The sequence below is a fragment of the Streptomyces sp. 2323.1 genome, from assembly GCF_900221035.1.
In the GTDB taxonomy this organism is placed as follows: domain Bacteria; phylum Actinomycetota; class Actinomycetes; order Streptomycetales; family Streptomycetaceae; genus Streptomyces; species Streptomyces sioyaensis.
Window position 1 is genome coordinate 66,260 of record NZ_LT907981.1, and the last position, 14,362, is coordinate 80,621.

Genomic DNA, 14,362 nt, shown 5'->3' on the forward strand with positions numbered 1-14,362 from the left:
GAACGATGCATCAGGAACGGGTGAGTGCCATGGGGTTCGTGCAGTGGAACGTGTCAGAGGTGACCACGTGGGAAAGGGCGACTTCTGTCGGCTCGCGGGCGAGGCGGAATGCGACCCGACTGCTTGCAGCAATGGCCGCGCCGGCCGGTGCGGCGGTCGTTGACGCCCTGCCGTTCTGGATGTCGGCAGCTCTTTTCGTCCTGCCTGGCGTCTTTGCCCTGCTGAATCCTGCCGAGGAAGCAGACGGCACTGGCGAAGGCGACATCACAGCCGTCGGCGGAGCGCGGGAGGCTGCAACGCGGTCACACGACGGGCCGGACACGCACCTAACCGACCGGAGGGTCCGTAGCCTCGCAGCCGCTCCCACTGCGCATTGGTCAGATCCCCCTGTACTCCATAGCCCTATCAACGATTCAGCTGATCGTCGGGGCACGAGCAGGCGATGCACTCCTCACTGCCGTTGGCGGCCCTGAAGGGCTGTCGAGGTGGCGCCGGTGAGGCGCCCGACGGGCCGCTGACGAGGCTGCGATGAGGTTCTGTCCTCTGCCGTCAGCACCTGCGCTTTCACGACAGCGTTCGCCCCGCGCTATGCCGGGCGAAGAACGGGATCGATCTCTGCCAGGATTTCGTGCAGCTGACGAGTCCCCAGGGCAACGCGGTCGTCGGTGTCCCGCAACATCTCCTCGCACAGTCGTATCGCGTCGTCCCGCTCGTCGGAGAAGATGCTGAATACATCGACGATTGCGGTGTGGATCCAATCGCTGTGATTCGAGTCGGCGACTGCCAGTGCGGACGCGACTGTCGTCAGCCCGTCCCTGTCCTTTCGCCGGAGCAAGGCTTCCACGGTCCGCCGGGTGACGAGGGTGTCAGCTGGGTCGAGCACGAGCTCCAGCAGCGGCCCGAGGGCCTCTTGCATCTCGGCGAACCCTGCCAGGCCGTGACCGGCATCGCCCGATCACGGTAGTCCTGACTGCGCCCGAGCTTGCCGAGCACCACGACAGCTGCATGCCGCAGGTCACTGTCCACCTGCTTGTCCACCCCTCCCGCGATTTCCGGGCAAAGTACCATCGAGGCGCCCTACGGGGTGATCGGCAGGACAGCACCTAATTAGCTGGCAGTCGCCATGGGTACGGAGCGGCTTGCCGCACCAGACCGCTGCGCGCGGCTGGCGAGGCGCTGACGGCAGCCGGGGGGGTGCCGTCAGCGCCGGACTGCAGTCTGAGCCGCGCTGAGCTGGTCAGCTGATTCCGACCTTTGACAGGGCGGTGGTCCAGTTGGTGGCGATGGCGCTGCGCGCGGCAGCGAGTTTGACGGTGCCGTTGCACACCGCGACCTTCAGCTTGTTCTCCACGGAGTCCTTGCTGGCGGACGGCTTGTTGCCGTAGCGGGGCTCGGGCCACAGGTTCTTGGGGTCTCGCGGGGCACCGCCCAGTTCGAGGGGGACGAGGTGATCTTCCTCGTAGTCGGCGGTTTTGGTGTTGGAGTAGCCGTACTCGCCGATCTGCTTGATTCTCAGCGGGGTGGTGTAGGAGACCGGGGGACGGACGGTCCTGGTCCAGCCGGGCACGCAGATCGTCTTCTTGATGGTGGACTGGGTGACGGTGGGGTTGTAGGCGCCGGGCTGGCATGTGGCGTCGGGGAGCGGCAGGTGGGAGTGGGAGCAGGTGGCGGCGTGGGCGCTGCCGGTGGTGAGGATGAGTCCTGCGGCGGTGAGTGCGATGGCGGTGGTCGCGGAGGCGAGTCGTTGTGTCGGTCGCATGGGGGGTTCTCCGTGTTCGGGCCCGGCGGGATCCCGGGACTTGACGCCATGTCACCAGCACCACGTCTATGCGGGTAGAGGCTGGTGGTGAACAACTGGTATCCATGCCGTTTTCTGACCCGCGGGTGGTCCGCTCTTAGCCAACCCCTGGTCTGCGCAAGGCATTACCGCTGAACCGGAGAACCGGCAGGGCCAATTGCGGATCGGCGCTGGCCGTGGGGGCAAGCGCACGATCGGTCAGGGGCACCGGGCGGCATGGGTGGGCCCGCGAGCCGTTGCCGGCAGTGATCAGCAACGGTTCGCGGGCCTGTTCCCGTTCGGCCGTGTGGCCTGTGGTCAGCCTCGGGCGCGGGCCTCGGCTCCGTAGGTGTCGGTGAGCTTGTGGCGGATCTCGGGCGCGCGTGGAGCGGGCCAGGTTTGGATCAGATGTTCTTCCACGGGCTCGTCGTCGAGGTCGAGGTCGCGGATCTGTGCTCCTTGGTCCCGGCCTCGGGCGTGGACGCGGATCCGGTACCAGCCGGGGCCGGCCGCCGTAATCGGGATTTCTTCGGACCAGCCGCCGATGGTTCCGCCCAGGCTGTCGATATCGGCGTCTTCGCTCTCGAAGGGGATGCTGACCTCGATGATCTCGTCCCAGCCGTCCGTTTGGACGGGGGGCTCAGTCTCCCGGATGTCGACGGTGACCTTGACGGGGCCGTCTTCGAGCCCGGTTTGGATGGTGGCTGAGCCCTGCCCCGGCCCGACGAGGCCGTTGCCTTCTGTGCCCTGGTTGTCGCTGACGTTGCAGGTGGGCTCGCTGACCCAGTAGCCGGCGTGGGTGACGTAGATGATCGAGGTGTAGGTGGCCATGGGGCTATTGGACCGCGACCCAGAAGCGGTCGCCGTTCAGGATCCGGTTGTGGCGGTAGAAGTCGTTGAGAATGTTCCGCTGCTTGTTCTGCTCACCGACCGGCACCCAGGCCCAGCCCCAGTCGCCCGGCTTGGCCTTCTTGTTGGCGGCGCCCTCCTGAGTGGAGGCGAAGGGGTACTCGTCGCAGGACTTTCCCGTCGGACGTGGGCGCCCGTCGGGGCAGGCGATCCTGCGGTTGTTCTTCATCACCGTGGCATCGGCCGTGCGGTGCAGGGGCGAGCCGTGGAGCCCGTAGGCACCGTAGTGGTGCGGGCCGGCCTTCTGGATGCGGGCGATGTTCTTCGAGATGCCCGGAAGTGCCGCTTGCTGGGTCTCGAAGGGGGCGTAGCCGGTGAAGACGCACCCGGTCCCGTAGTTCCCTGTCCTGCCGGCCTTGTTGCCCTTGTCGCACCGGTAGGTCAGGGACGACCACTTCGCCGGCGTGGACAGGTAGCCGGGCCTGGTGAAGGTGAGGCCGTAGGAGGTGTGTGTGGAGTTCTTCGTGCTGGTGGTGTCGCTGTAGGAGATGGTGCCGTTGATGGTCTCGCCGACCCGTGTGGGTGTGTGAGGCACATGCGAGGTTGCCTTGCAGCTCCCACCGCACGAGGCGGCGAGGTTCGTGGCAAAGCCGTCGACGGTGCCGGCGCCCGAGGTGAACTTCAAGCTGAACTGCTCGGTGAACTTCGGGCTCTTCGCGTTAAGCCCGATGTGTTGTGTCACGGTGAAGTTCAGTCGCCCCACAACCTGCCGGTTGTGCGTCACCGTGAAAGTGCCGTTGGAGACGGTGCACGCCTGGAAGCGGTTGTACTCGTTCTGGCCGGGCCTGCACCATGACGGCGCGGCGGCGGCCTGTTTCGCGGTGGCCAGCGCCGGATGCGCCGGGGCGGTCTCCATGGCCACCGTCACCCGGGGTGGGTCTGATTCGGCCGGGGCTGCGGCGGTCACGGACACGGTGGCGCCCACGGTCGCCAGTGCGGTCAGGCCGACTACTGCCAAGCGACGCTTTGGCAAGGTGTACAAGTTCTCCCCCTGATTCGTTGATCGGGGGCAGTTGGCACCCAGCTCGCGCAGAAACGCGCCCACACGTGACCCATCCCCCGCCCCCGTTGACGCCTGATGGGTCATTCACGAAGGCCGGCAGGCGCTCGCGATGTCGGCACCCTATGGGGATGCTGTGATGCGTGGAGAGCTGATTTTCGGACATCACTTTACGTAAGGTGCAAGCCAGTTCTTTGCGCCCAGACGCACAGTGAACGGCTGTCGGCAGTGCACGGATACGGGGCTTGGCTCGCGGGCGGACTGGGAGGAGAACTGAGCGGCGTGATGCACATGCGCCCACGCATGTGACGCAAAAGCACCCCGCGTCCGCCTCTACGGTGCCGGCGTGACCTTCACCGTCGCGCCCTTGCAGCCAGCCGCGATCTTCTGCAGGGCCGCGGTCTCAGCGCGGTCGGCGGTCAGCTTCCAGCGGAGCTTCACCGTGACCCAGTCGGTGACGTACGTGCAGGTGGCGTCCTTGGCCGGCGGCATCCACTCGGCAGGGTCCTTGTCGCCCTTGATGCGGTTGGGGCCCAGGCTGACGGCGACCAGACTGCGGTCGGCTCCCAGGTCGTTGGCGTACTGCTCGCGGCGCTCGGCAGTCCATTTCGAAGCGCCGGAATCCCAGGCCTCGGCCAGCGGAACGACGTGGTCGATGTCGAGCTTGCGGGCGTTAGAGACGGTCTTGTCGTCGTAGTAGGAGCGCCACGTGCCGCCGGTCAGACGGCAGTTCTTGCCCTCGCGGGGCTTCTTCACCGCCTCGGCAAGGAGGACTTCCTTGCGGGTGTCGCAACCGTCGTGGTCAGCGTCAGTCCACAGGCGGAACTTGTCCCGGTCGTACCCGGAACGGGACTCGGCCGCCCCCTTCAGCCGGCCCACCGCCTGGGCGAGCGGCAGACCCTCGCCGTTGCTGCTGGCGGACGGGCTCGAGGATGAGGTTGGCTTCGCGTCTTGGTGGGTGCTGGGGGTGCACGCAGCCGCGGCGAAGAGCAGCGCGGGGCAGGCCAGAATCGCCAGACGACGCGCGGAATGCATAGGACCCCCAGGTCAGGTGAAGTGGTATCAGCGTGAGGTCTACCCACCGTGCCGGGGCACGTCAACCGACGGCCCCGCACGACGCCGGAGGCACCTGCGGACGTCGCCGCCTCACGCAGGCCCCCATCCGGGTGAATGTGGGGCACGGACAGCGAACCCTCTGTTCGGCGACATGCGTCTGGCAGACCATGAAGATCTCCCAAGAGCACCTACGCGAGCCGGGCCTGGTCGTCATCGACGTCACCGCTGCCGACGAAGAAACCGCCCGCCAGGCGGCGGCCGCGCTCGGCGGGCTGTGGCTCTCCAGCGGCCCCTCCGCCCCCTGGCGCACCCCTGGCCAGCCCGGCGTCACTATCCGTGCATACGCTGACCTACGTCGCGCACCGCTGACCGGCGGCAGCTTCGACCCCGGCGCAGCCTGACCATCCGACGCCACGCGGACGACCTCCGGTCGTGAAGCACCAGCTCGTGATTCCTCGCTCCAGTACGACTTGCCACTCTCCCGAGTGACCGGCACCGCTATGTCGCCCGGCGGTCTCCGTGCCGGCGCTATCAACGGATCATGGACAAGACGACTGCTCGCGCCTTTGCGGCCGCGGCCCTCGCCCTGCTATCCCTCACCACAGTCACCCCCGCACAGGCTGCCGAGACGCTCAGCCTCCACGCCGGCATCGAAGCGCTCCCTCAGGCCGCCGAAGTGCGCGATGGCTACGAGCGCACCAAGTTCCGCCACTGGATCGACGAGGACAAGGACGGCTGCAACACCCGGGCTGAAGTCCTCCTGGCCGAAGTCGTCACCGAGCCCACGGTCGGCGCGGGCTGCAAGATCACCGGCGGCACGTGGCCCTCCTACTACGACGAGGCGACCGTGGCCGGGCCGTCGGGCCTGGATATCGATCACATGGTGCCGCTGGCCGAAGCCTGGGACAGCGGTGCCTCGCAGTGGACGGCCGCGCGGCGCCAGGCCTACGCCAACGACCTCGGCGCCGAACGTTCCCTGGTCGCTGTCACCGCGAAGACCAACCGGTCCAAGGCCGATCAGGACCCAGCCGAGTGGATGCCGCCAGCGGCCACGGCCCGGTGTACGTATCTGGCCGACTGGGTGGGCACCAAGCTCCGCTGGTCCCTGACCGTCGACCGGCGCGAACGCGACACCCTGCGCCAGCTCGCTGCCAGCTGTGAGAGCACCGACGTCGAGTACGAGCCGGTGTAGCACCAGCCTTCGGCCCGCACGTCTCTTCTCTGCTGGGTGTGTACCGGGCCAGCCCCGGAGAGGTCCGGGGCCGGCCTTTGATCTGCGGCATCGTCGACGAGCTGGTCGAGCGGCACCCGTGTACCAGCGGCGTGCGCGAGCTGCACGATGCTGTGCCGTCTGACGCCCACGGCGGTTACTCATGCCTTCGATCGTGAGGAGCGGTGGGCGCTTGCAACCTCCACTGGCCGGGTGCGAGCACATCAGAGTCGGGTCGATCGTCGTCGGGCAGGCTGAGGCTTGGCCTCAGCACCGGATGAACTCCCCCTCTGTTCGGATGGGCCCAGTGCGATTGTTTCCCGAGTCTTTCTGTCGTTAGGGGGTGGGGGTGAAGGACGCTGGCTTTTCGAGGAGATCGTCGGGGAAGCTGGGGACGACGACGTCGTTAGTGCAGAAGCCGAGAAGGAACGCAGTGAGGTGGCCATCGAAGATGAACCACTCCTCGCTGTCCAGGTCATTCACAGTGACCTTCCAGCTGTCAGGGTTCTCGGGAGGGTCCATCAGCCAGAAGATGTCATCGCCATTGCTCGTGACAGCGACGGGCTGGAGCTGACACGGCGGGCAGGGCGGTTCGACCCATTCACTCATCTTCTCTACCGCGTTGCGTGCACTTGGTGTCACCTTCACGATGTCGAGCGCTTCGTGGGCGGCGTTTGGCTGGAGGATGCTTAGGAATCCCTTGAAACTGCCGGTTCCATAACGTTCGACGAGTTTTTTGTAGTCGCTGGGCAGTTGAGTGCCCAGCGCACGTTCGACGGCGGTCCACTCGATGGGTGAGTGACTCGGCTCCGGTGGGGGGCAGAGCTGCTGGAGGCGGTTGAGGTCGTTCATCAGGGCTCCTGTAGCCAGGCGGGGTTTTCCAACTTCACATTCTGAAATATCGGCCCGCCGCGTCCCCTCGCTTCAAGATGGATGTATCTGGGGATCTTGGCGGCGTCATTGTCGTATTCGAGGCGGACGTTGTAGTGGATGGATCCTTCTTCCCTTACCGCTCGTCTGACCGCGAATTCATATGCACGCATATCTGGTGTGTTTACCGGCCTGTGGGTGATGGTGAAGAGGTTGGTGAGCTTGTCACCGGTACCTCCCAGCATGGCAGCGAGCATATGACCTCGGGCTTGCCCGGCCGACTGGCCTGTAAAACCGGGCGGGTGCAGGTCTGATCTGGCACTGGTGCCTTCTCCGATCATGTCCCTTTCGACTCTTGCCCGCATCGTCTCAAGACGCCCGTGCCGGTCGCGGCCCCACTCGACACGACCACCCCAGGTGATGTCGTCACGGCACTTCTTGGCCAGGCCCAGGGGGTCTGTGTGTGCGAGGGGGTCCTCGACGTACGTGTACGGGTTCGGAGCCGGGACCAGCCCAAGGGGGTCGGGTGAGAGGTATCGGCCGGTCTCCGGGTCGTAGTACCGGTTGAAGTTGTAGTGCAGGCCGGTCTCGCGGTCGAAGTACTGGCCGGGAAATCGAAGAGGCGTGTATGCAGTGCTGCTTCGGTCCCATGCGGTGAGACCCCACAGTGTGCTGTCGGCCTTCCAGGCTATGCCGCCGCTTTCATCGATCAGTTCGGTCGGGGTGCCGTTCGGGCTGGTGATGACGAGGAAGAACCGGCGGGCGGTTTCGCGTCCGTCGCGTGCGTCGACCGTGCGCTCTGTCTGGGCGATGGGTCGGTCGCCGAGATAGTCCCAGGTGGTGACCTGAAGCGTGGGGTTGTCCGGGCGGCGGAGGGTCTCCTCGACTAGGAGGTGGCCGTCCCAGGTGAAGGCCGTTTCCTCGGTCATGCGGCCGTGGCTGTCGTAGCACTGCTTGGCTATGCGGCGGCCCAGCGGGTCATAGCGGTACCGCCAGGTAAGCCCCTTCGGTGTAGTGACAGCAGTCAGCCGGTCTTCGGCATTCCAGGTGTAGCGCCAGGTATTTGTCTTGCCGCTGAGGCTGGTGCGCTGTCGGGTGAGTAGTCGGCCTTGCTCGTCGTGCTGGTAGTGGGTCCTCCCTGCGCGGCTGATGAGGGAGCCGCGGTACACCCGTTCGCCTACAGCGGCTTGTCCTGGCAAGTAGGACGGCCAAGTCGCTGAGGACTGGTCGCCGGTCGCGGTGTATTCGTACCGCTCGCCACCACGGTCGGCTTGAACCGCGACGATGCGGCCGGCGCCGTCGCGGCTGATGGCCCGCTGGCCCGTCACGTGGTCACGCAGCGAGAGGGGGCTTCCGTCACGGCCGTAGCTGTAGCGGCGCTCGTGCGTTGCGCCCGGAGTGCGCACTACCTGGTGAGTGACGTGGCCGTTGACATCCCAGGCGTGATCAACGCTGAGTACGTCGTCGAGGATTCGGCGGATCTCGCAGCCGAAAAGGTCGTGTGTGAAGCGCAGGTGGTGGTCGGCGACCTGGTAGGAGGAGACGTCGTCGGCTGTGTCAAAGGCCCAGCGGCTTACTGAGCCTAGCGGCGTGTGACGTCCGGTGAGCCGCCCCATGGCGTCGAACTCGCGTGTCAAGCGCTGGCCGTTGACGGTTTCCTGTACGGGTTGGCCAGCCGGGCTGTGCGTCACGGTGATCTGTGCGTCAGCGTTGCTGGCTTGGGTCATCACCCCCGAGGGACCGTATTGGAAGAGTGAGTCCGTCGTGCCGTCATCGCTGGTGAGGCGTACGACACGGCCGAGAACGTCTCGCTCGTAGTGCAGGGTTTGGCCGGCGCGGTTGGTCTGCGCGGTGATGCGTCCGGCTGCGTCGTGCTGGTAGGTCATGACGTGGCCGTCGAAGTCGGTTTCTGCTGCCAGACGTCCGGCGGGGTCGTAGTGGTACTGCCAGCTGCGGCCGTCGGGGCCGGTGATCGTGGTCAGGCGCAGTTCAGCGTCGTGGCCGAAGTGGTATTGGCTGTTACCCGGGGCGGCTGTGGATGAGAGCTGGTCGAAGGCATCAACGGCGAAGGTAGTGGTGCGTCCGATCCGGTCGGTGTAGCTGGTGAGATTTCCTTCTGCGTCCCACTCCCAGCTCTCGTGTGTACCGTCGGCCAGCTGGCGCCAGGTGGGCTGTCCTTCGATGTTCCAGCCTTGGTGCACCACGGCGCCGGCAGCGTCGGTGGCCTGCACGATGCGGCCGAATTCGTCTCGGACGCAGGAGGTGTTGGTGCCGCTTGGATCGGTGACCGCGATGACGAGGCCGGCGGCATTGCTGACGAGGCGGGTGGCTTCCCCGCGGGGGTCGGTGACGGCTATCAGGTGGCCGGCAGAGTTGTAGGTGCAGTGAATGGTTGCGCCGGTGGGGTCAGTTTGCGTGAGCCGGTTGCCGCGTTCGTCGTAGGTGTAGCGCCATGTCTGGCCGTCGGCTTCGGTGATCTGGGTCGGCAGCCCGAGATCGTTGTAGGTGGCGTGGGTCTGTGTCCCGTCCGGGAGATGCGCGGTCGTAAGGTGGCCGTGTTGGTCCCTTTCGTATCGAGTGGTGTGGCCGAGTGCGTCGGTCACACTGAGTACCCGGTCGTAGTTGTCGTAGCGGGTTGAGGTCGTGTGGCCCAGCGGGTTGGTCTCAGCCACGACTTGGAGGCGCTCGTTGATCTTGTAGCGCGTGACGTGGTCCATCGAGTCGGTCACCGCGACGACACGGTGGCCGGTTTCCGGATCGACGGGTTCGTAGGCGTAGCGGTAGCGCAGGTGTCCTTCGCTGCCTCCCTGTGCCACGCAGCGCCCGTGTGGGTCGTAGGTGTACTCGTAGCGACTGCCGTTGGTATCGATCCAGGCGGTCATGCGGTGTTGGTCGTCGTATTCGTAGCCGTTGGGCAGGCCGCTGGAGTTGGAGACTGCGGTGAGGTTGCCAGACTCGTCGTGTTCGTAGGCCGTTAGGACGAGGTCGGTGCTGTCCTCGCCTGCCGCGGCCAGTTGCAGTGTGGTGAGCAGACCGCGTTCGTCAGTGGTGAACTTGAGGTGGTATCCAGCTGAGTGGCGGATGGCCAGCGGTGCACCGGTCTCGTTGTCGTAGTCGAAGGTGATGTGGTTGCCGTTGCGGTCTGTGATCTCGTCGAGAAGGGCTAGGCCGCTCGTGTGCGAAACCGGTGTGAAATAGCGGGTGTAGCCGCTGCCAGGGTCATGGATGGACCAGTCGCCCTGCTCGGTCACCGCCAGCGGCCACCGCGGGCCGCGAAGTGGGAGCACCTGCTGGCCGGCGCTGGGAAGCGAGTAGGGAAGAAGCATCCCGTCTTCGGTCACGAAGATGACGCCTTGTTCGTCGAACTCCAGGCGCTGGTCGACCGTCGACGTCCAGGAAGGCCCAATAGTCCGGCCGACGCTGCAGGAGGATTCAAATTTGCGGCTGAAGATCAGGGGCATGCTGCCGGGAAGCGCGATGTCTACCTCGCGCAGGTAGACCCGTCCAGTGGCCACGTCGACCGGGTCACCGCAGCCCTTCTTGGTGAGGTCCACCCGTGAGTTGTTGTTCGGGTGCTCCTTGTCGAGCTGCTGCCGAGCCTTGCTATCCGCCCCGCGATCGTTGCCCCTCCAAGGGCTGCTCAAGCCGTTCGTGTGTGGAGCTTTGGGGTCCTTGTTGCCGTTCTTGCCAAGGCCCTTGAAGTGGTCGGCCAGCCCGTTGTCGTTGTCTCGGTGGTTCTTGGCCATCTGCTTGACGCCGCGGGTCATATTGTCACCGAGGTGCTTGGCGGTTTTCTTGACGCCTTCCTCGATGCCGTCGATGACCTTGTCGAGCATCGCGTTCGCCGCGTCGGCGATGGCGTCCTTGCCTCGGGTGCGGCCATGATGGCTCTTGGCTCGGCCTATCTTGCTGCCGGCCTTGTTGCGGAACGTGCCAGCGGCGCTGTCCAGGCCGGTCACCACCCGGTCGTGCTCACCTTCGTCGAACTTGAACCCGCCACTGCCACCGGCTCCGCCGCCTGCTCCCCCACTGCTGCCACCGGCACTGAGGAGCTGCATCGGGTTGGCGGCGGCTGACTTTGCGGAGTCCTTGGCACCCTGCACGCCCTGGCTGAAGCCTTCCTTGCCCGCCTGGGCGGCGTGACCGACGTCGATGCCGTCCTGGACGCCGAGGGCGTTGGCTCCGAGCTGGACGACCAGGTCGCCGACCATTGCTCCCAGGGCTTCCTCAATGGGGGTCAGTGCAATGCTGATGACCTGTTCGGCTACCTGCTGGCAGACCTCCTTGAAGATCCGACGCACCGCTAGGCGAGTCGCCTGGGTCCCGGCCAGCGCGCCCAGCTCGGACAGGCCGAACGTAAAGGGGGCCGCCGCCTGGGCGGCGATCACTTCTGCCGCGAGGATGCCGAGCTGGACGATCGCGCCGATCTTGGCGCCCTCGATGAGAATGGCAACACCGTCCAGGGCCGATGCTGCCAGCCGGCCGCACTCCCCCAGGTTTTTCAGGTGGGTTCCGTTGATCTTGCCCCAGTGCGCGTTCAGCGCCTCGACGGCCAAGGAGCCGCCCGCTGAGGCCACCAAGCCCTGGATGGCCTGATGTGCTTCGTTCGCTCCGCCATCGAAGTCGTCTGCGAACTCCCGCATGGCGTCAGCCATGTCGCGGTAGTCATCTTCGTCCACGTTCGGCCACGAGATACCGATGATGTCGAGGATCTCATCCGCCCACCCCGGCAGCACTACACCCATGCGAACCACGCCCCCCGTTGATCAACTTCGTCAACAAGAGAGGCTCTCATTCACTCTGACGGTTCCTCAAGACGGGTACCAGCCTGCTCCCAGTCGAACAGCTCCGTGGGGCTCGCTCTCCCACGACCGGGGGGCTTCCATGCCTACGGCGAACTCCCGACCCCACCATCTACTGAACTGCCCTTCGTCAACAGCTTCATCAGGGAAGGGCGCTGAACGCATCGACTCCTGCTCCGCGCAGCTTGCGAGCGAGGCCTTCGGCCTCGGGTAGGCGTTCCTGCGTAGCCGTCGACCAGCACCTGGTGCCGGGCGACATCACACACGGCTGCGGGGGTGTGGGGGTGTAGTGCTCGCCGACTGGTGAGCACCAAGCTCCGCTGGTCTCGCACCACCGATCGCGTCGAGCGCAACACGCTTCTGCAGCTCGCCGTCGACTGCGAGGAGACTGACGTGGAGTTCGAGCGGGCGTAGCCAACATGCCCTGCTGGGGATTCATCCCGGTGCCTGTGGCCCCGAAGCGGAATCAAGAAACCAGCAGCATGGACAGAGGACGCGTTCGTGATGCTTCCCCTCAAGGGGACGTAGCGGTACGCCGCAGGCACGGGCCCGCGACGGACCGTGGTGGCCGGTGAGCGGCACAGCTCACCGGCCGGCACCGAGCCGGTCAGTGACCGTGGCGCCCCCAGCTTTCGGCATCAACGACGCGGCGGTGGTCGTTGCGCAGGGTGGCGGTGTTGTCCCAAACGTAGGCGCGGCGGCCCTGGTAGACGTCGCGGCGGTTGTCGTGGCCGATGCCGGTGTGGACGCGGATCTGGCTATGGCCGTTGAGGCGGAGGTTGCCGAAGCGGTAGCTGTGGCCGGACTTGTCGGACAGGGTCCAGCCCTTGATGTTGACAGGGAGACGGCCGGTGTTCTTCACCGTGACCCACTCCGCGTTCAGGCTCCGGTGGGAACGGTTATCCGCCCAGGGCTGTCGTACTGGATCGCCCCCAGGACCACGGCGAAGCGACTGGTGTGGGGCGGGGCCGGAGCGTGACGGCCGTGGCCGGCCGCAACGGCGGGCAGCGCCACAGTGGCGGCGAGCGCCGCAGCACCGCCGACGGCAACAGCGATACGTGAGACATGACGGGACACAGAACCCCCTTGAGGGCGGCTTGCCGACGGTGTAGAGCTAGGCGTCACGGACCTGTGGAGGGTGGGCTGGGGCGGGAGTTTCCATCAGGATGTTGGTCGACCCAGGCGAGGCCTCTTATGTCGAGGCGGGTCCGGGTTCGGGTCACAGCGACGTAGGCGAGGCGGGCTTCGGCGTCATCGATGGGGCGAGGAATGGGACGGCCGGCGTCGTCCACCTCGTCGCTGTCGCGAGGTGGAGGAAAGTCCCCGGCGATCCTCACACTTGGCCATTCGCGGCCTTTGGCTCTGTGCGCGGTCGAGACGATTACCTGGGCCTGGCGTTCGTCGGTGAGCTGGTTGACTGCGGTGAGGATGGCGTCTGTGCCGTGCTGGTCGACGAGATCGACCAGTGGCTGCAGGTCGCGCCCTGCCGGGTCGTGGCTGGTGTAGTCCTGCAGTTCGCCCCAGGAGGTGAACAGCACGAGTTCGGGGTGGCTGGTTCGTCGGCCTTCTTTGAGGTCGCGGGCGGCCAGGGCGAGGGTGCGCAGGCTTTCGCCCCCGCCGACGAGGGCGACGCGGTATCCGGTGGCCAGGAGTTGGAGGAGTTCGGTGATGGCTCCGACGTTGGTGCGGCACAGTACGGCGTCCGGTCGGTCGACGAGGCCGAGTTCGGTGGGGACGGCTTCGTTGCCTTGCAGGCGGATGGGTGCGTCGGCGATTGCGAGCCAGCGGTTGGCTTCCTGGGCGAGGCGGGGCCCGAAGCGGAAGGATTTCGACAGGGCCAGGGCGGTGCCGTTGAAGCCGGTCATGACGTCTTTGGCGCCGCGCCATTGGTAGATGGCCTGGGCGGAGTCGCCGACCATTACCAGCTGGGCGTGGTTGCGCTGGTTATTGAAGATCTGCTCGACGACGGGGTTGGTGTCCTGTGCTTCGTCGAGGAGGAGGAAGTCCGCGTCGATTTTCGGGCCCGAGAGGGACCAGATCTTGAGGTAGTGGTCGTGGTCGAAGCGGACCTTGCCGTCATCGAGGCGCTGAAGGTCACTCCAGGCTTTGTGGGCGAAGGGCGTGACGAGTTCAGTGAGTTGTCGGTGCAGGGTCTGGTCTTCCAGGCCGCGGAGGTGGGGGACGTGGTGGTGGGTGATTGTGGGGTCGGCGGAGTGGCAGAAGCGAGTGACGGTGCGCAGGACGGTGTTGGCCAGAGTGGGTTGCGAGACCTCGCGTTCGCCGATGCGTACGGGTTTGGTGAGGCCCAGGTGTTGTGCGGTCTGCCAGGCAGGGCGGCGCGGGGCGTTGAGGCGGCGGGTGTAGCGGTGACCGATGGCGGCGTATGCGAGGGCGTGGGCGGTCTTGCAGGTGACGGTGGCAGGGAAGCGGGTGGCGGCGTCGCGGGCGATGGCGCGGTTGTAGGCGATGTAGCGGCCTCTGCGTTTGGTGCCGTGGGCGAGCAGGGCGAGGGTGGTGGTCTTGCCGGTGCCGGCGCCGGCTTGGAGGGCGAGGTGGTCGCCGGCGTGGAAGTGGTCTGCGGCGGCGGTTTGTTCGTCGGTGGGGTTCAGCACCTGGGTTCCCTGTGTACGGGTCGGGGATGGGCGTGAGCATGGCTGCTGCTGATCCGGTGCGGCGCGATCAGGTAGCCGAGCACGGCGCGGGGCACGAGGAAGGTGCAGGGCCCGGAACGTCGATGC

General features: G+C 66.2%; 11 protein-coding genes. 2 read left to right on the top strand and 9 right to left on the bottom strand.

What is annotated here, in order from left to right; genetic code table 11:
* Positions 1-586 precede the first annotated feature (586 nt).
* From CPH93_RS00280 to CPH93_RS00300, 5 genes are all read right to left on the bottom strand, one after another.
* The gene (locus CPH93_RS00280; RefSeq protein ID WP_197708727.1) at positions 587-916 is read right to left on the bottom strand and encodes a hypothetical protein; all 330 of its coding nucleotides are present in this window, start codon (positions 914-916) and stop codon (positions 587-589) included.
* A gap of 321 nt (positions 917-1,237) precedes the next feature.
* Positions 1,238-1,759, bottom strand: a complete 522-nt coding sequence (locus CPH93_RS00285; RefSeq protein WP_096211534.1) for a hypothetical protein — start codon at positions 1,757-1,759, stop codon at positions 1,238-1,240.
* 336 nt (positions 1,760-2,095) lie between these two features.
* Positions 2,096-2,608, bottom strand: a complete 513-nt coding sequence (locus CPH93_RS00290) for a hypothetical protein (protein ID WP_096211535.1) — start codon at positions 2,606-2,608, stop codon at positions 2,096-2,098.
* A gap of 4 nt (positions 2,609-2,612) precedes the next feature.
* On the bottom strand, positions 2,613-3,644 hold the full coding sequence (locus CPH93_RS00295; protein ID WP_159394928.1) for a NucA/NucB deoxyribonuclease domain-containing protein: 1,032 nt from the start codon (positions 3,642-3,644) through the stop codon (positions 2,613-2,615).
* A 375-nt stretch (positions 3,645-4,019) separates the two neighbouring features.
* Positions 4,020-4,721 (bottom strand): HNH endonuclease family protein, encoded by a 702-nt coding sequence (locus tag CPH93_RS00300; protein ID WP_096211537.1) that lies wholly within the window; start codon positions 4,719-4,721, stop codon positions 4,020-4,022.
* A gap of 188 nt (positions 4,722-4,909) precedes the next feature.
* Between CPH93_RS00300 and CPH93_RS00305 the strand changes: the two genes are divergently transcribed.
* Together CPH93_RS00305 and CPH93_RS00310 are read left to right on the top strand one after the other, a co-directional pair.
* On the top strand, positions 4,910-5,143 hold the full coding sequence (locus CPH93_RS00305; protein ID WP_231977111.1) for a DUF6207 family protein: 234 nt from the start codon (positions 4,910-4,912) through the stop codon (positions 5,141-5,143).
* Positions 5,144-5,283: 140 nt separating this feature from the next.
* Positions 5,284-5,934, top strand: coding sequence for an HNH endonuclease family protein (locus CPH93_RS00310; protein WP_096211538.1), 651 nt, complete (start codon positions 5,284-5,286; stop codon positions 5,932-5,934).
* Positions 5,935-6,288: 354 nt separating this feature from the next.
* Here CPH93_RS00310 and CPH93_RS00315 read toward each other — a convergent pair whose 3' ends face one another.
* From CPH93_RS00315 to CPH93_RS00330, 4 genes are all read right to left on the bottom strand, one after another.
* Positions 6,289-6,804 carry an SMI1/KNR4 family protein gene (locus CPH93_RS00315; protein ID WP_096211539.1) on the bottom strand — a complete coding sequence of 172 codons (516 nt, stop codon included), beginning with the start codon at positions 6,802-6,804 and terminating at the stop codon, positions 6,289-6,291.
* Positions 6,804-11,567 carry an RHS repeat-associated core domain-containing protein gene (locus tag CPH93_RS00320; protein ID WP_096211540.1) on the bottom strand — a complete coding sequence of 1,588 codons (4,764 nt, stop codon included), beginning with the start codon at positions 11,565-11,567 and terminating at the stop codon, positions 6,804-6,806. Before CPH93_RS00320 ends, CPH93_RS00315 begins: the two co-directional genes overlap by 1 nt.
* A gap of 664 nt (positions 11,568-12,231) precedes the next feature.
* The gene (locus CPH93_RS37505; protein ID WP_443031421.1) at positions 12,232-12,486 is read right to left on the bottom strand and encodes a lamin tail domain-containing protein; all 255 of its coding nucleotides are present in this window, start codon (positions 12,484-12,486) and stop codon (positions 12,232-12,234) included.
* Positions 12,487-12,745: 259 nt separating this feature from the next.
* Complete coding sequence (locus CPH93_RS00330; RefSeq protein ID WP_096215220.1) at positions 12,746-14,233, bottom strand: UvrD-helicase domain-containing protein; 1,488 nt, start codon at positions 14,231-14,233, stop codon at positions 12,746-12,748.
* Positions 14,234-14,362 lie beyond the last annotated feature (129 nt).